A 21,389-nucleotide genomic window follows, 5' to 3' on the forward strand; every position below is an offset into this window, starting at 1 on the left:
GTAAAGGTCACGGGAATGTATCGGGCCTGTCGGACATCAACCTTCCCAGGGGCCACGGGAGTTGGCTAGCGTGCCGCAGCAAGCCGGGGAACGCCCCCGTCCGGAACGCTCCGGAAGGAGGTGTCGGCCTTGCCCTCACACCGCAAGCCGCGCACTCGAATAGGCACTACCGCGCCCGCCCTGGGCGTGACGACGGCCGCGCTCGCCTCGGTGAGCCTGCTCGCGCAGAGCGCGGACGCCGCGCCCGCCGGGCCGAAGCCGAGCATCGAAGAGGTCCAGAAGAAGGTCGACGACCTGTACAGACAGGCGGATCTCGCCACCCAGAAGTACGACGCGGCCAAGGAGGCGACGGCCGCCCAGCGGGCCAAGGCCGACGCGCTGCTCGACCAGGTGGCGGCCGGCACGGCGAAGCTGAACGACACCCGCCGGGTGATCGGCAGCTACGCGGCGGCCCAGTACCGCGACGGCGGGGTCACCCCCACCATGACGCTGCTGTTCTCGGACGACCCGCAGGCCTTCTTCGACCGGAACCAGCTGATGGGGCGGCTCTCCGACGAGCAGCACAGGACGCTGAGCACGTTCGAGTCGCAACGCGCGGCGAACGCCAAGAAGCGGGCCGAGGCGAGCCGGAGCCTGGCCGCGCTGACCACCTCGCAGCAGACCCTGCGCGCCGGCAAGCAGGACGTGCAGACCAAGCTGGCGGCCGCCCGCACGCTGCTGTCGACGCTGACCGCGCAGGAGAAGGCGCGGCTCGCCGCGATCGAGAAGAAGAAGCAGGACGAGGCCGAGCGCCAGGCCGCCGAGCTGGCCGCGCAGCAGGCGGCCGCCGCCGCGAAGAAGAAGGCCACCCCGCCCGCAGGCCACGCGCCTTCCTCACCCTCGTCGCCCTCGGCGCCTTCCGCGCCCGCCACGACCAAGGCGGCCAAGGCGCTCGCCTTCGCCCGCGCCCAGATGGGCAAGCCGTACGTGTGGGGCGCGACCGGCCCGGCCTCGTACGACTGCTCGGGGCTCACCCAGGCCGCGTGGAAGGCGGCCGGGGTGGATCTGCCGCGCACCACCTGGGACCAGGTGAAGACGGGCACCCGGGTCGCGACGGCCGATCTGCAACCCGGTGACCTGGTCTTCTTCTATGACGACATCAGCCATGTCGGCATGTACATCGGCAACGGCATGATGATCCACGCGCCGCACTCCGGGGCGTACGTACGCGAGGAGTCGATCTACTACATGCCGATCTACGGCAGCGTGCGGCCCGCGTGACGCGGGCGGCCGGGCCTCAGGTCCAGAGCAGCGCGATGAAGATGTTCGCGACGGTGAGGCCGCCGACCACGCCGAACGCGGCCTTCTCGACCTTCTCCTCGTCCCGCTTCACATAGACCAGGCCCAGGATCACGATCAGGAGCGCGAGCTTCACGCCGAGCTTGACGGTGTTCAGGGTGTGGTCGTCGGCCTGGTTGAGGCCGACCAGGGCGACGCCGGTGACCAGCATGGTCAGCGCGCCGTGCAGCATCGCCGGGACGAAGCGGGCGGTGCCCGCGCTCATCGCCTTCATCTGCGTCAGGAATCCGCCGAGCAGCGAAGCGATGCCGATGATGTGCAGGCCGACGACGACCTTGATGAGTACGTCCATGGGCCGGAGCCTAATTCCCGCGTAGCAGGCGCCATGCAGCGGGTGGGGCCCAACCGGCACTTCGGTCACAGCAGGCACGCACCCCGCGGGCCATCGCCCCGGCTTCGGTCGATGCCGGTCGCACGAGCGCCGGAAAGAGGCACTTGCTGTCATTGCGTCGCTCGGCCGTGTCGCCCAGGTTTAGCGTCCTCCCCCAGGTGGCCGACTCCCCACCGCCGCCCGCTCCACCGGGCGGCTGTCGGTCACCACCGCCGAAAGATCCGGCGGCGGGCCGCTCCCCCTGTGCGGTCCGTCGTCGGAACGGCTCCCCTCCCCGGAGCCGCAGCGCGGAAGCACTGCCGTACGGAAGGACGTGAAGGCCCTCGTGGCTGCGCACCGAAAGCCCAAGCAGCATCCGCTCACCGGCCCCGCCGCCCGCACCGCCGCGACGCTCGCCCTGGCGTCGGCGGCCACCGCCACCCTCTTCGAGGGCTCCGGGCACGCCGATGCGAAGCTCACTCCGGCGCAGGTCAAGGCCAAGGTCGACCAGCTGTACCAGGACGCGGAGGTCGCGACGGAGGCGTACGACGGCACGAAGGAGAAGGCCGACGCGACCGAGCGTTCGCTGAACGAGCTGCGCGACGAGGCCGCCCGCAAGACCCAGCAGCTCAACACCGCGCGCAACGCGCTGGGTTCGCTGGCGGCCGCGCAGTACCGCAGCGGCACGGTCGCCCCCGAGCTCCAGCTGATCCTCTCCTCCGACCCGAAGCGGTACCTGGACGACGCCGCGATGGCCGAGCGCGCCGGGGACCGGACGGCGGTCGCGGTGGCCGGGGTGCAGAAGCAGCTCGGCGAGCTCGACCGGCTGCACACGACCGCCGACGGGAAGCTCGCGGAGCTGCGCGCCCAGCAGGCCACGCTGCGGAAGCACAAGAGCGACATCCAGTCGAAGATCACCTCCGCCGAGGCGCTGCTCGCCCAGCTCACCGCCCCGGAGCGGGCCGCCTACGAGCAGCCCGACGCGGCCCCCGCCGACACCCGTGCCAGCCGCTCGGCCGACGCTCCGCGCGCGCCGATCGCGGCGCCCACCGAACGCGCCGCGGCCGCCGTCGCCTTCGCCTACAGCGCGCTCGGCAAGCCGTACGTGTGGGGCGCGACGGGTCCCTCGTCCTTCGACTGCTCGGGCCTGACCCAGGCCGCCTGGCGATCGGCCGGGGTGCAGCTGCCGCGCACCACGTACACCCAGATCAACGCGGGCAGCCGGGTACCGCGTTCCCAACTGGAGCCGGGCGACCTGGTGTTCTTCTACTCGGGGATCAGCCATGTCGGGCTCTACATCGGCGGCGGGCAGATGATCCACGCACCGCACCCGGGGGCTCCGGTACGGATCGCGCCGATCGACCAGATGCCGTTCGCGGGCGCCGCCCGGCCCGCGTGACGCGGTACTTGACCAGACGTCAAACTCCTTGCCCGGCCTCGACCTTGGCGCCCGCGCCCATCTCCTTGGTCAGCCAGCGGAAGACGTCGGGAACCTGGGTCTTCCACACCGCGCTCGCATGGCCGCCGCCGTTGAGCTTCACCACGGTCACCGCGGTGGGCGCCTTGGCGGCCTTTTTCAGGGCGAGCCCGTCGTTGTAGCCGTCGGTCTGCTCACCGGAGACGAACAGCGAGATCCGCGGCGGGGTCTTGGCGTGCTTGAGGATCCACAGCGGGTTGGTCTCCTCGCGCAGCTTGGCGTCCTTCGCCGTGATGGAGTCCTTCTCGGCGGCCGGGTCGTTGTAGCCCGACAGGTCGACGCCGGCTCGGTAGCGGTCGGGGTGCTCGACGGCGAGCTTGGCCGCGCAGTGGGCGCCCGCCGAGTACCCGGCGACGGCCCAGCCCTCCGCGCGGGTGTCGGCCCGGAAGTTGTCGGTGACCATCTTGCGGACGTCCACGCTCAGCCAGGTGTCCGCGTTCACGACCCCCGGCACGTTCGCGCAGCCGGTGTCCTTGCCGTCCAGGAGGGTGGTGCGCGGCGAGACGAGGATGAAGGGCGCGACCTCGCCCTTCTCCATCATCGGCGTGAGCTGCTCCTGCGTCTTGAGCGTGCCGAACCAGGCGCCTATCGACCCCGGGTAGCCGGGCAGCAGCTCGACGACGGGGAAGGTCTTGTCCTTGTACGCCGGGTCGTTGTACTGCGGCGGCAGCCACACCGCCACATCGCCCTCGACCCCGGAGACCTGCCCCTTGAGCGTGGTCTTCACGACGCCCTTGCCGACCTTGTTCGTGTAGGGCTCGAACTTCTGCTTCACCTTGGGCTGGTCGGCCGCGTTCCTGCCGCCGGTGCCGTCGGGGCCGAGGTCGGGGGCGGCGTTCACGTGGTTGCCGCCGCCGAGGAGGTCGTCCCAGGTGTCGTACAGGCCGTTGGCGTTGTTGACGAAGAGGAAGACCACGAGGATCGCGGTGACCTGGGCGAAGCCCAGCATGAGGAGCCGCGAGATCCAGCGCAGGAAGGCCGGCCCGCCGATTCTGGTCCACAGGACGAGCGGCAGCAGCAGGGCTGCCACCGCCGCGAGGATCGCGATCACGAGGAAGGGGGTTCCGGTCAGGCTCATCACGCCCCCCTAGAGGGGTGACCGCGAACACCAGTTGCCCGATTTACCAGCGTTTTACCAAAGGGTGACGCCCCGTGCCCCTTACTTCTCACCCCGTACGCCACCGGCGCCCGTGGCCTGCACGACCGCCGCGTCGCCAGTGCCGCCCTGGGGCCGCAGACCACCCTTGGCGTCCTGCACGACCTTCGCGTTCTGTACGCCGCTGACCTGGCCGGACAGCCAGCGGAACACCTCCGGCAGGAGCGGCTTCCACACCACGTTCAGATGGCCGCCGCCGGTCTTCTGTACCCACACCTGGGTGGGCGTCTTCGCGGCCCGGCGCAGCGCGAGCGCGTCCTCGTAGCCGTCGCGGGGCTGGCCGGTGAGGAAGAGCGAGGTCTTCGGCGGGCGCTTGGCGTGGGTCAGCATCCACAGCGGGTCGGTCTCGCGCCGCAGCGCCGGGTCGGCCGCCGTGATCGAGGCGGACTCGGCGGCCGGGTCGTTGTAGCCGGACAGCGAGATGCCCGCGCGGTAGCGGTCGGGGTGCTCGATCGCGAGCTTCGCCGAGCAGTGGGCGCCGGCCGATATCCCGGCGACGGCCCAGCCGTCCGCGCCCGTCTCGGCCCGGAAGTTGTCGGTGACCATCTTGCGGACGTCCACGCTCAGCCAGGTGTCCGCGTTCACGACGCCCGGCACGTTGGCGCAGCCGGTGTCCTGCCCGGCGAGCAGCGAGGTGCGCGGCGCGACCAGGATGAACGGCTTGACCTCGCCGTCGGCCATCAGCGGCCGCAGCTGCCCGGTGACGTCGAGGTTGGTGAACCAGTCCTTGGCCGAGCCGGGGTAGCCGGGCAGCATCTCGACCACGGGGAAGTCCTTGGTCTTGTACGCCGGGTCGTCGTACTGCGGCGGCAGCCACACGTACACCTCGCCGTCCGCCCCCGAGACCCGGCCGGTCAGATGCGTGACCTGGACTCCGGTGCCCAGATTCGCGTCGTCGACCGGGGTGAAGTGCTGCTTGACGCGCGGCTCCTTGGCGATGCTGCGCCCGCCGGTGCCGTCGACGCCGAGATCGGGGGCCGCGCCGACGTGGCTGTCGGTGCCGAGGAGGTCCCCCCAGGTGTCGTACAGGCCGTTCGCGTTGTTGACGGCGACGAACACCACGACGACCGCCGAGGCCTGGGCGATGAGCACCATGGACAGCCGCACGGCCCCGCGCACCACGACCGGCCCGCCGACCTTGTGCCAGACAAGCAGCGGCACCAGTACGGCGAGCGCGGCCACCACGATCGCGGTGACGAAGAAGGGGGTCCCGGTCAGGCTCATCACGTCCGGCAAGAGTGACATGAGCGCGCCCGGGTTGCCGGTTTTGCCATGGTTTTACGAAGATAAACTGCCGGCCACCCCCGTACGGCGCCAGTCACGCTCAGACCAGCCGGCGTGCCGTGGCCCAGCGGGTCAGCTCGTGTCGGTTGGACAGCTGGAGCTTGCGCAGCACGGCCGAGACGTGCGACTCGACCGTCTTGACGGAGATGAACAGCTGCTTGGCGATCTCCTTGTAGGCGTACCCCCGGGCGATCAGGCGCAGCACCTCGCGCTCGCGCTGCGTGAGCCGGTCCATGTCCTCGTCGACCGGCGGCGCGTCCGTGGAGGCGAACGCGTCCAGGACGAAGCCCGCCAGGCGCGGCGAGAACACCGCGTCGCCGTCCTGCACCCGGAAGATCGAGTCGACCAGGTCGGTGCCGGTGATGGTCTTGGTGACGTAGCCGCGGGCGCCCCCGCGGATCACGCCGATCACGTCCTCCGCCGCGTCCGAGACGGACAGCGCGAGGAAGCGGACCGGATTCTCGGCGGCCGCCATCATGGCCGCCGAGCGGCGCAGCACCTCGACGCCGCCGCCGCCGGGCAGGTGCACGTCGAGCAGCACCACTTCGGGGCGGGTCGCGGTGATCACCGTGATCGCCTGGTCGACGTCGGCGGCCTCACCGACCACCTCGACGCCCGTGCTCTCGGTCTGGCCGATCTCCGCCTGGACTCCGGTGCGGAACATCCGGTGGTCGTCGACGAGGACCACCCTGACGTGGCGGTCTGTCGTTTCCTCGGTCATCCCTGTGCCCTCTCCATCTCCAGCTCGACCTCCGTGCCCCCGCCGGGCACCGAACGCAGCCTCGCCGTACCGCCGTTGCGCTGCATCCGGCCGATGATTGATTCTCGTACGCCCATCCGGTCGGCGGGCACCGCGTCGGGATCGAATCCGGGGCCCCGGTCCCGTACGGAGACGAAGACCGTGCGGCCTTCGACCTCCGCGTACACCTGGACGGCGCCGCCCTCGCCACCGTACTTGGCCGCGTTCACCATCGCCTCGCGCGCGGCCTGCATCTGTGCGGTCAGGCCGTCGTCCAGCGGGCAGTCGCCCACGACGACGACCTCCAGGGGGACGCCGTGCTTGTCCTCGACCTCGGCCGCCGCCTTCTTGACGGCCTCGGCGAGCGTCGCGGGTTCCTCCTCCTTGCCGGTGCCCTCCGGCTTGTACAGCCAGGCGCGCAGCTCGCGTTCCTGCGCGCGGGCCAGGCGCCGCACCTCGCCGACGTTCTCCGCGTTGCGCTGGATCAGGGTCAGGGTGTGCAGCACCGAGTCGTGCACGTGGGCGGCGACCTCGGCGCGCTCCTGGGCCCGGATGCGCATCAGGCGCTCCTCGGACAGGTCCTGCGTCATGCGCACCAGGTAGGGCCCGGCGAGCAGGGCGATGCCGGCGAGCACCGCTATCGCCGCGGTCAGTACGTTGCCCAGCTGTGCGGCCGAGCCGTTGACCACCACGAAGCCGGTGAGCCCGGTGCCGACCAGGGCGACCCCGGCGAGACCCCGGGCCACCGGGAGCCACCGGCTGCGGCGGGCGCCCTCGGTCCAGCGGGCCCGGCGCGTGTTGTCGGCCTGGCGCCACACCAGGATGACGCCGACGCCGATGAGGATGCTGGGGAAGACGTACGGGTTGGCCCAGCCGCCCACGTCCACCTTGGACGCGAAGATCGCGGCGCCGAATACCAGCGCGATCAGCGCGACGACCTGACCCTTGTCGGGCTTGCGCAGCCTGCGCCGGCCGTCCGGGCTGACCTCGAACGCGGAGCGCGGCCCGGCCGTCGTACCGCCGAGGCCCAGCGGCACCACGAACCAGAACACCGCTTAGAGCAGCGCGCCCAGGCCGTTGATCGAAAGCAGCCCCAGGAACGCCACCCGCACCCACACCACCGGGAGCCCGAGGTGCCCGGCGAGGCCGCGCGCGACGCCGCCGAGCATCCGCCCTTCGGCGGAGCGGTACAGCTTGCGGACCGGCGCTTCGTCGGCCTCGGACGGCGACAGGCGGGGGGTGGCGACTGGCATGCCCCGATCGTCACACGGCCACCGGCCGACGGGCATCAGGGTTGGCCCCCAGGCTTCCCTGAGGACAGCCCCCCCTCGCGCGGGGGAGGCCACCTCCCCCGCGCGAGGAGCCGACCGCCCCGTCAGGGGGCCGCCCCTTCCCTTCGGGGGCGAAATCAGGGTGAGGCCAGGGTCGGGGCGGGTGCCGTGGGTCGCGCGGGCCCGTCACCATGTACGTATGAGCACGCCGACCGAGACGCCCCTCGCGCCGCCCGATCCGGCCGCCGCGGCCCCGCAGCTGCGCCGCAGCAGCCGCAACAAGGTCATCGGCGGAGTCTGCGGCGGCCTCGGCCGCTACTGCGACCTCGACCCGGTGATCTTCCGGATCGCGCTCGGCGTGCTGTCCGTGACCGGCGGCCTCGGCCTGGTCTTCTACGGGTTCGCCTGGCTGATCGTGCCCATGGAGGGCGAGGACGAGAACGAGGCCCGCCGCCTGCTCACCGGCCGCGTCGAGGGTGCGGCTCTGGTGGCCGTACTCATGGCCCTGGCGGGCTGCGGGATCTTCCTCACCATGCTGAGGAACGGCTCGGTGGTGACGTTCGCCGTGCTGCTCGCGCTGCTCCTCGCGGGCGCGGCCGTCTGGTCGCAGCGCCGCTCCACCACTCCTGCGGACACCCCGCTCGACCCGGTCGCGGCCCAGGCCGTGGCGGACGCGCCGCCCGAGACGAAGGCGCCGCCCGCGCCGTCCCCGCCGTCCTGGTGGCGGGACCCGATCGTCAAGGACGGCACCACCGGGCCGGTCCCGGGCGGCTATCTGTGGGGCCCCGCGGACGCGGACGCGCCGCCGGTCTCCAAGGCCACCCGCAGGGCCGCGAAGGCGGCGGTACGGGCGAGCCGGGGCCCGCGTCCCATCGGCGGGCTGATCTTCCTCACCGCGCTGCTCGCCTTCGGCGCCGGGTTCGGCGGCGCCTGGGACCACCAGCCGCTCGGGACCGGCCTGCAGATCGGGTTCGCGGCCGCGCTCGGGGTGTTCGCGCTCGGCCTGATGCTGAGCTCGTTCCTGGGCCGTACGGGGTTCGGCACGGTGTTCCTCGCGGTGCTCACGGCGGCCCTGCTCGCCGGGTCCGCGGCGCTGCCCAAGTCGATCGACTCGCACTGGGCCCGCACGGACTGGACGCCCGCCGCGATCAGCGACGTGCGGCCGGGCTATCACCTCGGCACCGGCGTCGGCACCCTCGACCTGAGCCGGATCGCCGTGCCGCCCGGGCAGACCGTGACGACCGGCGCGGAGGTCGGCGCGGGCAGGGCGAAGGTCGTCGTACCGAAGGACGTGACAGTGAAGGTGACCTTCGACATGGGCCTCGGCGACATCCGGCTGCCCGGCGAGAACCCGGACGACATCCAGGTCACACCGGGTGAGAAGCGGACCGCGACGCTGGCTCCGCCCGCCGGGGCCAAGCCGGCCGGGACGCTCGAACTCCATCTCAAGGTCGGCGTCGGCCAGGTGGAGGTGGACCGTGCTGCGTCATGAGTTCCGCCCCGGCCGGCTCGTCGCCGGGCTCGCGCTCGCCGCGACCGCCGTCCTGTTCGCGGGGGACGCGGCCGGGCAGTGGAACACCCCCTCGCCGGTGGCGATCCCGCTGGTCTGCGGGGGTCTCGGGATCGCCTCGCTGGTGAGCTGGATCGACTACGGGGTGCGCAAGCGGCGCCGGTTGGCGAGGAGCGCGTCGGCGGAGAGCAACGGCGTCCCGGCCAGTACGAGCGGCAGCCAGGCCATCAAGTAGGCCAGGTCGTTGCCGTAGTAGTACGGGTTGGTCTGCCAGCTCACCGTGAGCCACAGGGAGAGCGAGATCAGCGCGCCGCCCAGTGCGGCGAGCCGCCCGAAGAGGCCGACCAGCATGCCGATGCCGACGGCCAGCTCGCCGAACGCGATGGCGTACCCGAACCCCGCGGGGCTCTTCAGGGCGAGGTCCACGAGGGCGGGGATGGCGGAACTGTCCCGCACGCCGTGCATCAGGTCGCCGATGGAGCCGGTGCCGGTCGCGTGGAAGAACGCGCTGTCCGTGAGCTTGTCGAGGCCGGCGTAGATGAAGGTCACGCCGAGGAAGATCCTCAGCGGCAGCAGTGCGTACGTGCGGGCCGTGGCCTGCCAGCCCTTGGCCTGGTCCGCCCCGGCCCCCACCCTGGTCGCAAATCCATGTGCCATGGCTGATCCCGCCTCCATCCAATTCGGCTGTCACCAGACGATACGGACGAGGGGAACGGGTGTCTCATTCCCACCCCGGACGCGCGTTCCCAGCACCGACCGAGCCGAGCTTCCCGGGGCTCCGCCCACCCGTGCGCGGGGGGGGCTGGGAAGGCTGAGCCCCGGGAGGGCTTAGGGGAGGGGGCTGATCGGGGTCTGGGGCGGAGGCCCAAGGGGGTGAGGGGCGCGCCCCTTCGAGTCCGCGGCACGGGCGGGCGGGGAACCTCCTACTCGGCCACCTCCACCTGCACCCCGTTCGACTCCACCCCCGCCGCCGTCACCACCCGAACCTCCACCCGCCCCGCCTCCACATCCACCGGAACCGGCACCGTCAGCACCCCGTCCGTCGGGTTCGCGAAGCCGCCCGGGACGGGGATCAGGGGGACGTGCACGTGGACCGGCCCGATGCGGACCACCATCCGGGCCAGCCGGTCCGGCGTGCCCGCGCCCGGCGGGACGAACCCCGCCCCGCGGATCTCGATGTCGTCCCCGGTACGGATCGGCGCGTCCAGGTCCCCCGCCTCCCGGGCCCGTACGACGGAAAGGACCACCGGACGGCCCCCCTCCGCGTACTTCCCCGCGAAGTACGTCATCGCGGAGATCAACACCAGGACCGCCAACCCCCAGGGCAGGTCCGGAAGTTGATCGGGTCGGCGGGCCAGACGTACCGCCGCGAACAGCACCGCGACCAGCGTCACCGCCACGTACTGCGCGTCCGCGAAACTGCCCCGCCCCGCGTCGTCGGCGAGGAGGTCGGCCCCGCGCGGCCGGTCGGCGCGTACCTTCTGGAGCCGCTGCCCGTGGATGCGCACCGTGACGACCCGGCGGACCACCACCGCGATCAGCGACACAAGGAACACGACCGTCAACAGGCCCGCGCAGCGGGACAGTTCGAGACCGTGTAAGACCTTCTCGCGCCCGGCCGGGCCGGAGGCCGCGGCCAGGCGCAGTGCGAGGAGCAGGACCGCGGAGGCCGCGAAAAGGACCCACGCCGCCGCGACCGCCCTTGATGTGGAGAGGCGGTTGTCCTCGCCGAGCACGGGCGCGAGGAGGCCGCCACGCGAGCGGTGGAGGTACGCCACCGCCGTCAGCAGGACCGCCGCCACCAGCGCGCAGAGGAGGCCGGCGGTGCGGGCCGCCGTCCAGCCCGCACCGATGGCTGTGGCGGTCTCGGCGAGACAGAGGGCGAACACGCCGCCCCAGACCGTCGTCAGCGTGCCGCGCCACACCCGTTCCGGCCAGGCCCGGCCCGCCTCCCGGCCGCATTCGGCGACGAGGCGCGCGGACTGGGTGAGCTCGTCGGAGACCCACTGGCGGGACGCCCCGGCGGAGTGGGCGAGCGCGGCGGGCAGCCCTTCGCCCGCGGCGAGCCCGTCCCGCTTGGCGAGGAACGCCGCCACCGCACGCCGGTGCCCGTCCCGCGCGCCGTGCGCGCAGTCACCCCCGCATTGCCGAGCCTCCTGCACTGCCACCGGGAACTCCGTCCGTGCGCCAAACCCCTTGAACCGTAAGCGAATTGTCGCGCACCAAAGCCGCCCGGCGGTCGGCACCGCCTGGCCGGGCGGGTGATTGACGCACGATCAAATTGACGTACTACGACAGGAGTTCGGGCTCGGCCCGGCTGATCTGCCGCCACAGCGGCTGGTAGTTGATCCACGCCACGAGATCACTGCCGAGCTGGTCCCGGGTCGCCACCGCGTCCCGCCGGTCGATGAGTACGGGCTTGCCGGCCGCCCGCGCCGCGAGCTGCACCCGCGCGCAGCGCTCCATCGAGATGAACCACCAGGCCGCCGCGTCCACCGAGTCCCCGACCGTGAGCAGCCCGTGGTTGCGCAGCACGACCGCCTTGTACGAGGCGAGCGCCGCCGCGATCCGCCGGCCCTCCTCGGTATCCACGACCACCCCGGTATAGGCGTCGTACACGGCGTGGTCCTCGAAGAACGCGCAGGCCTCCTGCGTGTACGGCTCGACGAACTCGCCCAGGGCCGCGAGCGCCCGCCCGTACGCCGAGTGCGTGTGGACGACGGCGACCGCGTCGGGGCGGGCCCGGTGCACCTCGGCATGCACGGTGAACGCGGCCTGATTGACGTGGTGGCTCCCCTGCACGACCTGCCCGTCCCCGTTGGCCAGGACCAGCTCGCCCGCGGTGACATGCGCGAACGGCACCCCGAACGGGTTCACCCAGTAGCAGTCCGCCAGCTCCGGGTCCCGCGCGGTGACATGGCCCGACACGCCTTCCTCGTACCCGAACCGGGCGAAGAGTCTCAGCGCCCCCGCGAGCCGCTCCTTGCGGTGCTGCCGCTCATCGGCGGGGCTTTCGTGCACGGGCGGCAGATCGAACCGCAGCTGGTCCACCGGTATCGGCTGCGGTATCGGCTGGGGCATCTCAGTCATGGCCGGAAGCTACCTCGCGTTACCGCAGGTGAACAGAGTCGTGCGGCCCCGGCCTCAACAACGACGGCGCCGCCCCCGCGAGGGGCGACGCCGTCCGTACAGCCGTGGGGACTACTCCCACTCGATCGTGCCCGGCGGCTTGCTCGTCACGTCGAGGACGACGCGGTTGACGTCGGCGACCTCGTTGGTGATGCGGGTGGAGATCTTCGCGAGCACGTCGTACGGCATCCGCGTCCAGTCCGCCGTCATGGCGTCCTCGGAGGACACGGGGCGCAGCACGATCGGGTGGCCGTAGGTGCGGCCGTCGCCCTGGACGCCGACGCTGCGGACGTCCGCGAGCAGGACCACCGGGCACTGCCAGATCTCGCGGTCGAGGCCGGCCGCGGTCAGTTCCTCGCGGGCGATGGCGTCGGCCTCGCGGAGCAGGTCGAGACGGTCCTTGGTGACCTCGCCGACGATGCGGATGCCGAGGCCGGGGCCGGGGAACGGCTGGCGCTGGACGATCTCGTCCGGCAGGCCGAGCTCCTGGCCGACCATGCGGACCTCGTCCTTGAACAGCTTGCGCAGCGGCTCGACGAGCTCGAACTCGATGTCGTCGGGCAGGCCGCCCACGTTGTGGTGCGACTTGATGTTCGCGGTGCCGGTGCCGCCGCCGGACTCCACGACGTCCGGGTACAGCGTGCCCTGGACGAGGAAGGCGACCTCGGGGCCGTCCTCCTGGAGGATCTCCAGCTGCGCCTGCTCGAAGACGCGGATGAACTCGCGGCCGATGATCTTCCGCTTGGTCTCCGGGTCGGAGACCCCGGCGAGCGCGGTGAGGAACCGCTCCTGCGCGTCGACGACCTTCAGCTGGACGCCGGTGGCGGCCACGAAGTCCTTCTCGACCTGCTCGGTCTCGCCCTTGCGCATCAGGCCGTGGTCGACGTACACGCAGGTCAGCTGGGAGCCGATGGCCTTCTGGACGAGGGCCGCGGCGACCGCGGAGTCCACGCCGCCGGACAGGCCGCAGATCGCGCGCTTGGTGCCGACCTGCTCGCGGATGAGGGCGACCTGCTCCTCGACGACGTTGTGCGTCGTCCAGGTCGGCTCGATGCCCGCGCCGCGGTAGAGGAAGTGCTCCAGAATCTGCTGGCCGTGCGTGGAGTGCAGCACCTCGGGGTGGTACTGGACGCCGTACAGCTTCTTCTCATCGTTCTCGAAGGCGGCGACCGGGACGACGTCCGTGGAGGCCGTCACCGTGAAGCCCTCGGGGGCGGCCGAGCAGGCGTCGCCGTGCGACATCCACACCGACTGCTCGGCCGGGGTGCCCTCGAAGAGGGTGGAGCCGAGCTTGGAGACGGTCAGCGGGGTGCGGCCGTACTCGCGGGCGCCGTTGTCGTCGACCGTGCCGCCCAGCGTCGTCGCCATCAGCTGGAAGCCGTAGCACATGCCGAAGACCGGCACCCCGGCCTCGAAGATCGCGCGGTCCAGGCGCGGGGCCCCCTCGGCGTACACGGAGGACGGGCCGCCGGAGAGGATGATCGCCTTCGGGTTCTTGGCCAGCATCTCGGCCACGGGCATGCTGCTCGGGACGATCTCGCTGTAGACCCGGGCCTCGCGGACGCGGCGGGCGATGAGCTGGGCGTACTGCGCGCCGAAGTCGACAACCAGGACGACGTCCGGGTTGCTGTCGGGCGCGGCTGCGGAGGGTGCTGCTGGCACGGGTGGCGGCCTTCCGGCGGTGGGAGGGGGTCGGTATTTGTCGATTCTACCGGGGCGGGCGGTGGCCGGTTCGTCTCACCATCCGAACCCGGATTGGCCCGCCTCCCGGGCATCGGTCCATACTGTGCCCATGCGCAAGCACCAGACCTTCGTCTTTACCTATGGCACCCGGCCCGCCGGACGCCATGGGTCGTGCTGCTTGAGCAACTGACAAGCGAACTTCCACAGAGCGCCCCGGGCCGACAAGGCCCGGGGCGCCCTGTTTGTTTCCGGTCCTTGCCGATCCGGGGCGCCGCACCGAATTCCGAGGAGCCCCCGTGAACATGTCCGTCACCGAGAAGACCGGCGCCCGCACCGACGAGGCCGCGGCCGTGATCACCGGCGCGCGCGAGCGCATCGACGCGCTGGACGACCACATCATCGGCCTCGTCCAGGAACGCATGGCCGTCTCGGCCGTCATCCAGGAGTCCCGCATCGCCTCCGGCGGCCGCCGGGTCAACCTGAACCGCGAGATGGAGGTCCTGGCCCGCTTCCGCGACGCCCTGGGCAAGCCCGGTACCGCGCTCGCGATGACGATGCTGGAGCTGTGCCGGGGCCGTATCTGAGTTCGGGCGCTCCTCACCCGTACGGCGCCGTGACCGCCCCCGGCCCGGCTTCGTTGGTGGGGTGTCCGTGCCAGCCAGGGGCGGGCCCGAAAGAAACCACGCGTGGCTCCGCTGGGGCGTGTGACGCACTTGCAAGTGCGTCGTGGGACCTCGCCCCGGTGTGCGTGACCGGACGGCAGGGGACAGCAGCCCGGTCACCCCATAGGGGCGGCCGGCTCCGGGGACGCCCGGGGCCGGCCGCACCCGGTCGGAACGGTTGCGCCGGGCGCAGCCCGTCCAGCACGACGCGAAGCCAAGTCCCGCACCCCGTTGCCCATGGTCGGCACCACTCGCGCGCCCCGAACGCGCCGGGTCGGCCACCTCGGCACCCACAGACCAGCGGCGCACCCCCCGGCGCCGCCCCGCGGCACCGACGCTGCCCTGACGTCGGTGCTGACGGCCCGGAGCCCCGTCGGCCACCACGTACGCATCGGCTGTACGTGCTGGCCGTCGGGGCTCTCCGTTCGGTCGGCCTTCGTTGAGTCGGCCTTGGGGTCGGCCCTCGCTTGGTCAGCGGGACAGGACGTAGCACATCCCGAACCGCTTCGCGGCGAAGTTCCAGCCCCCTTCCGACGGCGACTGGTACCACATCTTGCCCGGCTCGACGGACTCCGCGCGCCATGCGCTCGGGATCTCGTCGTACGCGGATCGACAGGCCGCGCCCACCTTCTCCTTGACGCGCGCGGAGCCCGGGAAGCCGCCGCCCGGCAGCGCTTCGCGGGCGAAGACGCGGGCGTCGTGCGGCGGGCCGCAGTCCGCCTTGACCACGTAGCCCTGCGCGGGCATCCCGGTGCCGAAGTCGACGCAGTCGCCCGCCTTGGCCGTTGTCAGCAGGACCACCGATCCGCCCGCGGGGATCACCTTGTCGGTGGCCGGAACGGTGGCAGGAACCGAGGTCCCGTAGCCGTTCAGCGTCAGCTTCACACTGAGGCCCTGCACCCCGGCGAGCGAGCTGTCCGGATCCTTGCTGAGCAGGGGCGAGAGGTCGGTTTCGGCGGAGGTGATCCTGCCGCTCGCGTCCGCGCTCACCGTCAGCGGGACCCGGGTCCGCGGGTTCGTCCCGCTCAGACCCTCCTCGGTGACGGTGCTGTGCAGCAGTCCGTACGCCGCCCGCGCTTCGAGGCCGGTGCGGTAGCGGCGGCCACCGTCGGGCAGCACCTCCTCCTTGACCTCCTTCACGTTGGAGACGACCTCTAGCAGCGTTCCGCCGAAGGCGGCCTCGCCCCCGCGCCGCGTCTTGATCGTGTTGGCGGTGTTCTCGGTCGGGTCGAACTCGAAGACGTCCGCCGCGTCGTACCGCAGCCAGTACCCGGCCGTGGCCGAGCGGTAGTCGATGCGCTGGCGGTCAATGACCAGCCGGGCCGCCTGGTCGGTCCTGCGGCGATGCGTGTCGACATTGCCCAGCGCCTTCGCCGCCTCCTCGGGGAACCCCTCCCCCACGGTCCAGCCCAGCGAGCCGTCCGCGCGGCCGCCGTCGAAGTCCAGCTTGCCGGTGGTTTTCAGGACCGCGTCGGCGCCCTTCGCCGAGAAGGTGACGGTCTGGGTGAACGTCGCGTTCTTCGCCGCCTTGGTCCGGCCGAGCGCCGCGTACGGGCGGGCGTCCAGGGGCTTGGAGAAGACGGGGTGGGTGGACGAGGCGCTGGGTGCCGCCGGTTTCGCGGCGGGGGCGGACGGGCCGCAGGCGGCAAGGAGCAGCACCCCCAACGCCGTCGCGGCACCGGCCGCCGCAGTACGTGTTCTCATGTCAACTCTCCATGCTCACAAGGGAGTTCGGGAGGAAGGGGCAGGACTCACGTGCGGCTGACCAGGCCGCAGCCCTCCGGGCGGTCCGGCGTCAGCTCCCGGCTGCGGTCGTACGGGTCGACGGCCGAGCCGCTCGGGCTGGGGCCCGACGGGGTCTCGTCGGCGAAGTCGGGGTGGAGATAGCCGTCGTTGCTGTCGCAGGCCGAGTTGGCGATGTCCACGTCGTACTTGACGATCCAGAGCTTTCCGGCGGTGGACCGCATGACGGACGGGTCGGAGACCTGGACGTCGAGGATGCGGCGCACGATCGTGCGGGCCACCTCCGTCGAGCCCGGCGCCGTCTTCACCAGCGGGTAGACGAAGGTGTAGTCGGCGTGCACGACGACCCCGCTCTTCGCGTCCTTGCCGACCGTCATCCGGCCGCGGGTCTTGACCACGTCCCCGACGAGCTTGAGCTTCCTGGGGTCGAACCGGCTGAAGAAGTTCAGCGGGTCGTGGTCCTTGTCCGGCTTGGCCAGGTCGGTGGTGAAGCGGCCGAGGACGTCCTTCTGCAGCGGGTCGATGAGCGCGAGGGCGGCGTCGGGGCGGCCGCCGCGCAGGGTCGCCGGGTTCAGGTTCGCGTCGATCAGGAGGTCGCGGGTGCGGGTCAGGCCCGCGGCCACCTGCTCCTTGGAGAGCCCGCCCAGGGCGGTGGCTTCCGGCAGCTCGATACCGGCGGCGCCGTCCGCGTACTGCACCGCGGGCGAGCCGCGGAACGGCTCCTTCAGGGTGGGATGGTCCGGGTCGGAGAAGGAGGGGGCGGCGGTGGGCGCGGCGGTCTCCGGCGGGAGCTGGGCCGTCGCCGTCTCGCCGGAGCTGTCGTCGCCGGTGATCAGGGACAGCGCGCGGGAGGGGTTCAGGGCGACAAGGAGGACGCCCGCGGCGACGAAGATGCCGAGAACGCCCCACATGCGGCGCCTGCGCCCGGCGCGCCCGTTCATCTCCTGCCAGGCGGGGCCGGTGCGCCAGCCCTCCGGCTCGGCGGGGCGCTTCCTGCCCTTGCGGCCGCGGGACTGGCTCTCGGCGGCCTCCTGCTCCCTGCGCAGCCGCTCGGCCACCATCCGGGCCCGCGCCGAGGGCTCCTTGGGCGCGGACTTCCTGATGTCCTGCTCGGTGTCGCGGACGAACTGCTCCCAGATCTCGTCCGGCATCCCCTCCGGCAGCGAGTCGTCGCCCGACGACCCCTTCGAGCTCGGCGGCTTCTCGCTCACTTCTGGTGACCCCTCTTGGCATGTCCTGCACAGCGCGCACCGCAGCACACGCCGCGGCAGCGGTTCGACATGCGGAGCCGCGCGAAGGTTGCCGCCAAGGAGGGGTGCCGTGGATCACATAAGGATTTCGTGAAGGCAGGACAACCATTCACAGGAGTCACAGGTCATGCATGCGGAACCAACAGCCTCGCCCGTGTTCTGTTCACGCCGGTGGGGCTCCACCAGGTCTCCGCATACGTGAGAGGCGCTGCACTCGGAGGGGGGTGCAGCGCCTCTTGCCGTGCGGGACCGGCGGCGTTACTCGTCCGCCTTCGGCGGGACCGCCGGGATCCCCAGGAACGGCAGCTTCAGGGCGCCGAACGCCTCCGCCGGGACCGCCGGTGACTTCGGCTCGACCGGGGCAAGGCGGACATAGGCGGCGCCCTGCGCGGGGCGCGGGTCCTCCTCGCCCTTGTTCGGCCAGAACGACATCGCGCGCTCGGCCTGTGCGGTGATCGTGAGGGACGGGTTCACGCCGAGGTTCGCCGAGACGGCCGCGCCGTCGACTACCGAGATGCCGGGGTGCCCGTACAGCCGGTGGTACGGGTCGATCACGCCGGTCTCGGCGGAGTCGCCGATCGGGCAGCCGCCCAGGAAGTGCGCGGTGAGCGGGGTGCCCATGAGCTCGCCGACGTTCGAACCTGCGAAGCCGTTGATCTCCGCGGCGATCGCGTTCGCGCCCTCGGTGGCCGCCCGGATCTGCTTGGGGTTGGGCGCGCCGTGACCCTGCTCGGCGGTCAGCAGACCCTTGCCGACTCCGTCCGGCTTGAGATGGGTGGTGAGCGAATTGTCGAGTGACTGCATGACCAGGCCGATGATCGTTCGCTCGGACCAGCGGTGGTTGCTGATCGAACGTGCGAGGAGCAGGGGGTGCTTCGCCGCGTTGCCGAGCCAGTTGCGCACCCGGTTGACCCCGTACGGCACCTGGAGGATCGACATGCCGCCCATCGCGTTCGAGCCCTTGCCGTAGCGGACCGGCTCGATGTGGGTGTTCTCGTCCGGGTGGATCGAGGAGGTGATGGCGACGCCCCGGGTGAAGTCGACCCTGGGCGCGCCGTGCTGCCTGCGATAACGGCGGCTGGTGGTCTGCGCGCCGACGAGCGCCTCGGAGTTGGTCCGGGTCAGCTCGCCCAACCTCTTTGATATGTACGGGAGTTGGCCGCTCGCCTTCATGCGGTGCAGCAGGGTCTGGGTGCCGTAGGTGCCGGCCGCGATGACGACGCGGCGCGCGGTGAACAGCCGGCCCGCCGAGTTCTTGCGGTCGGTGGGCAGGGTGGCGACGGCGTGGCCGCCGCGCGAGTCGCCGGTCACCGAGACCACGGTCGTCATGGGGTGGACGACCGCGCCCGCCTTCTCGGCGAGGTGGAGATAGTTCTCGTTGAGGGTGTTCTTCGCGCCGTGCCGACAGCCCGTCATGCACTCGCCGCACTCGATGCACGCCTTGCGCGAGGGACCGGCCCCTCCGAAGTACGGGTCGTCAACTGCCGTGCCGGGCTTGGCCTTTGACGTACCGTCGCCGTCCTGGCCGTCGCCGAAGAAGACGCCGACGGGCGCCATGTGGAAGGTGTCGCCGACGCCCATGCGCTGGGCCGCGGCCCTGAGGTGGACGTCGGAGGGCGTCATCGTCGGGTTGAGCCGCACCCCGAGCATGCGCCGGGCCTGGTCGTAGTACGGCGCCAGTTCGTCCTGCCAGTCGGTGATGCCCTTCCACTGCGGGTCGTCGAAGAACTGCTTCGGCGGCACATAGAGGGTGTTGGCGTAGTTGAGGGAGCCGCCGCCGACGCCGGCGCCGCCGAGCACCATCACATTGCCGAGCAGGTGGATGCGCTGGATGCCGTACAGGCCGAGCTTCGGCGCCCACAGGTAGTTCTTGATGTCCCAGGAGTTCTTGGGGAGCGTGGCCGGGGTGAAGCGGCGGCCCGCCTCCAGGACGCCGACCCGGTAGCCCTTCTCGGTGAGCCGCAGCGCCGTCACCGAGCCGCCGAAGCCCGAGCCGATCACGACGACGTCGTAGTCGTAGCCGTGGTCGCCCCCGCCGTCCTCGTCCGGTTTCTGGGCTGGGGGTACCTGGGACATGGCTCTCCTCGTGCACAGGGGCGGGCTGGTTTGCGTGTGGGAGCTAGCGCAGGCGCAGGGCCTTCATCGCCTTGAGGCTGCGGCTCATGAAGGCCGCGTACCTCTCGTCGTCCATGCCGAAGGACGGGGCGAGGGGGAGGATGCGCTGCTGGGCGATGGTCTGGGCCTCGGTGTACTTGAGGATGCCCTCGGAGCCGTGCCGGCGGCCGAGCCCGGATTCCTTCATGCCGCCCATCGGCGACTGGACGCTGCCGTACGCGGGCGCGTACCCCTCGTTGATGTTGACCGTGCCGGTGCTCAGCCTGGCCGCCACCTCGTGGCCGCGGCGCGAATCCTTCGTCCACACCGAGGAGTTGAGGCCGTACGGCGTGCCGTTGGCCTGCTCGACGACCTCGTCCTCGTCCTTGAAGCGGTAGATCGAGACGACCGGGCCGAAGGTCTCCTCGGTGCACACCGCCATGGGAGCCTCGACGCCGTCGAGGATGGTCGGCTCGTAGAAGAGCGGGCCGATGTCGGGGCGGGCGACGCCGCCCGCGACGAGCTTGGCGCCCTTGGCGACGGCCTCCTCGACGTGCCGGGTGACGGTCTCCAGCTGGCGCTCACCGACGAGCGAGCCCATGTCCGCTCCGTACGCGAGAGATCGACCGAGCCGCATCGCCTTCGTCCGTGCGGCGAATCGCTCGACGAAGGCGTCGGCGATCGATTCGTGAACGTACAGTCGCTCGATCGAGATGCAGAGCTGTCCGGCGGAGGAGAAGCAGGCGCGGACAGCGCCCGCGGCGGCCTTCTCCACGTCTGCGTCGTGGAGGACGAGCATGGCGTTCTTGCCGCCCAACTCCAGCGACACGCCGACCAGTCGGGCCGCGGCGCCCTGCGCGACCTCGCGGCCGGTACGGGTCGAGCCGGTGAAGGAGACGTAGTCGGCGTGCTTGACGACCTCGGGTCCGACGACCGGCCCTTCCCCGAGGACGACCTGGAAGACCTCGGCCGGAAGGCCCGCCTCGATCAGCAGGTCGCGGGCCCACAGGGCGGTCAGGGCGGTCTCGGTGTCGGGCTTCATCACGACGGCGTTGCCGGCGACGAACGCGGGCAGCGCGTCGCCCACCGACAGTTCGAGCGGGTAGTTCCAGGGCGCGATCTGCCCGACGACGCCGCGCGGCTGACGCAGCTCGGTGACCTTGGTCAGGGTGGGCACCACTCCCGTGTGCCGCTTGGCCTTGAGGTACGACGGGGCCTTGCGCCCGTAGTGCCGGGCGGCGACGGCGACCGCCTGCACCTCTTCGTGCGCGTGCAGGCGCGCCTTGCCGGTCTCCAGCTGGATCAGATCGAGCACCTCGGCCTGGCGGGCGAGCACCAGGTCGTGGAAACGGAGCAGCACGGCGGCGCGGGCGCGGACCGGCGTCGCGGCCCAGGCGCGCTGCGCCGCGCGGGCGCGCGCGAAGGCCTCGGCGACGTCCTCGGGCGTGGACTCGGGCAGGTCGGCCAGCTTCTCCCCGGTGAACGGGGTGTGGTTGGCGGTCCGTCCGGAGCCGGCCACACCCCGGGTGAGCTGGGCGACCAGCTGGCCCGTGACCACATCGGCGGCGGTGCGCGCGCCTGCTGGGGCCGGGGCGACCGGGTTGGTGCCGGCGGGCTTGAGGGTGGTCGTGGGCGAGGCCTGCGAGTCCGTCATGGGGGTGAGCGTATGCCCGCCGGAGCACTTTCGGTACCCGTCGGTAACGGGTTTTCGGACCCCCGGTAACCCCGCCAGCGATCACTGGC

General features: G+C 71.7%; 17 protein-coding genes and 1 pseudogene. 5 read left to right on the plus strand and 13 right to left on the minus strand.

What is annotated here, in order from left to right:
- Positions 1 to 129: 129 nt before the first annotated feature.
- Positions 130 to 1,260 carry a C40 family peptidase gene (locus tag IE206_RS16975; RefSeq protein ID WP_189963006.1) on the plus strand — a complete coding sequence of 377 codons (1,131 nt, stop codon included), beginning with the start codon at positions 130 to 132 and terminating at the stop codon, positions 1,258 to 1,260.
- A 16-nt stretch (positions 1,261 to 1,276) separates the two neighbouring features.
- Here the strand turns inward: IE206_RS16975 and IE206_RS16980 are convergent, their stop codons facing one another.
- Positions 1,277 to 1,630, minus strand: a complete 354-nt coding sequence (locus tag IE206_RS16980) for a hypothetical protein (protein WP_189963007.1) — start codon at positions 1,628 to 1,630, stop codon at positions 1,277 to 1,279.
- 364 nt (positions 1,631 to 1,994) lie between these two features.
- Between IE206_RS16980 and IE206_RS16985 the strand changes: the two genes are divergently transcribed.
- On the plus strand, positions 1,995 to 3,047 hold the full coding sequence (locus tag IE206_RS16985; RefSeq protein WP_189963008.1) for a C40 family peptidase: 1,053 nt from the start codon (positions 1,995 to 1,997) through the stop codon (positions 3,045 to 3,047).
- A gap of 19 nt (positions 3,048 to 3,066) precedes the next feature.
- Here IE206_RS16985 and IE206_RS16990 read toward each other — a convergent pair whose 3' ends face one another.
- The 4 genes and pseudogenes from IE206_RS16990 to IE206_RS17005 form a co-directional block, all read right to left on the minus strand.
- Positions 3,067 to 4,203, minus strand: a complete 1,137-nt coding sequence (locus tag IE206_RS16990; RefSeq protein WP_189963009.1) for an alpha/beta hydrolase — start codon at positions 4,201 to 4,203, stop codon at positions 3,067 to 3,069.
- A gap of 81 nt (positions 4,204 to 4,284) precedes the next feature.
- Positions 4,285 to 5,526, minus strand: coding sequence for an alpha/beta hydrolase (locus IE206_RS16995; protein WP_308433932.1), 1,242 nt, complete (start codon positions 5,524 to 5,526; stop codon positions 4,285 to 4,287).
- Between the two features lie 79 nt (positions 5,527 to 5,605).
- Positions 5,606 to 6,286, minus strand: coding sequence for a LuxR C-terminal-related transcriptional regulator (locus IE206_RS17000; RefSeq protein WP_189963010.1), 681 nt, complete (start codon positions 6,284 to 6,286; stop codon positions 5,606 to 5,608).
- A pseudogene (locus IE206_RS17005) lies at positions 6,283 to 7,557 on the minus strand (PspC domain-containing protein). The gene IE206_RS17000 and the pseudogene IE206_RS17005 overlap by 4 nt, the downstream one beginning before the upstream one ends.
- A 217-nt stretch (positions 7,558 to 7,774) precedes the next feature.
- On the opposite strand from IE206_RS17005, the gene IE206_RS17010 reads away from it, so the two are divergent.
- Both IE206_RS17010 and IE206_RS17015 read left to right on the plus strand, forming a co-directional pair.
- Positions 7,775 to 9,067, plus strand: coding sequence for a PspC domain-containing protein (locus IE206_RS17010; protein ID WP_189963011.1), 1,293 nt, complete (start codon positions 7,775 to 7,777; stop codon positions 9,065 to 9,067).
- Positions 9,054 to 9,320: a hypothetical protein gene (locus IE206_RS17015; protein WP_189963012.1), complete on the plus strand. Its 267-nt coding sequence runs from the start codon at positions 9,054 to 9,056 to the stop codon at positions 9,318 to 9,320. Before IE206_RS17010 ends, IE206_RS17015 begins: the two co-directional genes overlap by 14 nt.
- On the opposite strand, the gene IE206_RS17020 is transcribed toward IE206_RS17015, so the two are convergent.
- The 4 genes from IE206_RS17020 to guaA all read right to left on the minus strand — a co-directional run bounded on the left by IE206_RS17020 (position 9,224) and on the right by guaA (position 13,876).
- Positions 9,224 to 9,742, minus strand: coding sequence for a DoxX family protein (locus IE206_RS17020; protein WP_189963013.1), 519 nt, complete (start codon positions 9,740 to 9,742; stop codon positions 9,224 to 9,226). The two genes, IE206_RS17015 and IE206_RS17020, sit on opposite strands and share 97 nt — an antisense overlap.
- Before the next feature lie 266 nt (positions 9,743 to 10,008).
- A complete protein-coding gene (locus IE206_RS17025; protein ID WP_189963014.1) occupies positions 10,009 to 11,253 on the minus strand; it encodes a hypothetical protein in 1,245 nt (414 codons plus the stop codon).
- Positions 11,254 to 11,374: 121 nt separating this feature from the next.
- Positions 11,375 to 12,166, minus strand: coding sequence for a class II aldolase/adducin family protein (locus IE206_RS17030; RefSeq protein WP_373300934.1), 792 nt, complete (start codon positions 12,164 to 12,166; stop codon positions 11,375 to 11,377).
- A gap of 120 nt (positions 12,167 to 12,286) precedes the next feature.
- On the minus strand, positions 12,287 to 13,876 hold the full coding sequence (guaA, locus tag IE206_RS17035; RefSeq protein ID WP_189963016.1) for a glutamine-hydrolyzing GMP synthase: 1,590 nt from the start codon (positions 13,874 to 13,876) through the stop codon (positions 12,287 to 12,289).
- A gap of 323 nt (positions 13,877 to 14,199) precedes the next feature.
- On the opposite strand from guaA, the gene IE206_RS17040 reads away from it, so the two are divergent.
- A complete protein-coding gene (locus IE206_RS17040; RefSeq protein ID WP_189963017.1) occupies positions 14,200 to 14,481 on the plus strand; it encodes a chorismate mutase in 282 nt (93 codons plus the stop codon).
- A gap of 549 nt (positions 14,482 to 15,030) precedes the next feature.
- Here the strand turns inward: IE206_RS17040 and IE206_RS17045 are convergent.
- The 4 genes from IE206_RS17045 to IE206_RS17060 form a co-directional block, all read right to left on the minus strand.
- Positions 15,031 to 16,263, minus strand: coding sequence for a hypothetical protein (locus IE206_RS17045; protein ID WP_189963018.1), 1,233 nt, complete (start codon positions 16,261 to 16,263; stop codon positions 15,031 to 15,033).
- Positions 16,264 to 16,310: 47 nt separating this feature from the next.
- Positions 16,311 to 17,513, minus strand: coding sequence for a hypothetical protein (locus IE206_RS17050; protein WP_226600094.1), 1,203 nt, complete (start codon positions 17,511 to 17,513; stop codon positions 16,311 to 16,313).
- A 297-nt stretch (positions 17,514 to 17,810) separates the two neighbouring features.
- Positions 17,811 to 19,628 carry a GMC family oxidoreductase N-terminal domain-containing protein gene (locus IE206_RS17055; RefSeq protein WP_189963019.1) on the minus strand — a complete coding sequence of 606 codons (1,818 nt, stop codon included), beginning with the start codon at positions 19,626 to 19,628 and terminating at the stop codon, positions 17,811 to 17,813.
- Between the two features lie 43 nt (positions 19,629 to 19,671).
- Positions 19,672 to 21,300 (minus strand): succinic semialdehyde dehydrogenase, encoded by a 1,629-nt coding sequence (locus IE206_RS17060; protein WP_189963020.1) that lies wholly within the window; start codon positions 21,298 to 21,300, stop codon positions 19,672 to 19,674.
- Between the last annotated feature and the right edge of the window lie 89 nt (positions 21,301 to 21,389).

Source organism: Streptomyces violascens (assembly GCF_014649955.1).
Lineage (GTDB): Bacteria > Actinomycetota > Actinomycetes > Streptomycetales > Streptomycetaceae > Streptomyces > Streptomyces violascens.

Coding starts and splice junctions, on each gene's coding strand:
- IE206_RS16980 (WP_189963007.1), bottom strand. CDS start 1,630: ATGGACGTACTCATCAAGGTCGTCGTCGGCCTGCACATCATCGGCATC.
- IE206_RS16990 (WP_189963009.1), bottom strand. CDS start 4,203: ATGAGCCTGACCGGAACCCCCTTCCTCGTGATCGCGATCCTCGCGGCG.
- IE206_RS16995 (WP_308433932.1), bottom strand. CDS start 5,526: ATGTCACTCTTGCCGGACGTGATGAGCCTGACCGGGACCCCCTTCTTC.
- IE206_RS17000 (WP_189963010.1), bottom strand. CDS start 6,286: ATGACCGAGGAAACGACAGACCGCCACGTCAGGGTGGTCCTCGTCGAC.
- IE206_RS17010 (WP_189963011.1), top strand. CDS start 7,775: ATGAGCACGCCGACCGAGACGCCCCTCGCGCCGCCCGATCCGGCCGCC.
- IE206_RS17020 (WP_189963013.1), bottom strand. CDS start 9,742: ATGGCACATGGATTTGCGACCAGGGTGGGGGCCGGGGCGGACCAGGCC.
- IE206_RS17030 (WP_373300934.1), bottom strand. CDS start 12,166: ATGCCCCAGCCGATACCGCAGCCGATACCGGTGGACCAGCTGCGGTTC.
- IE206_RS17040 (WP_189963017.1), top strand. CDS start 14,200: ATGTCCGTCACCGAGAAGACCGGCGCCCGCACCGACGAGGCCGCGGCC.
- IE206_RS17045 (WP_189963018.1), bottom strand. CDS start 16,263: ATGAGAACACGTACTGCGGCGGCCGGTGCCGCGACGGCGTTGGGGGTG.
- IE206_RS17055 (WP_189963019.1), bottom strand. CDS start 19,628: ATGTCCCAGGTACCCCCAGCCCAGAAACCGGACGAGGACGGCGGGGGC.
- IE206_RS17060 (WP_189963020.1), bottom strand. CDS start 21,300: ATGACGGACTCGCAGGCCTCGCCCACGACCACCCTCAAGCCCGCCGGC.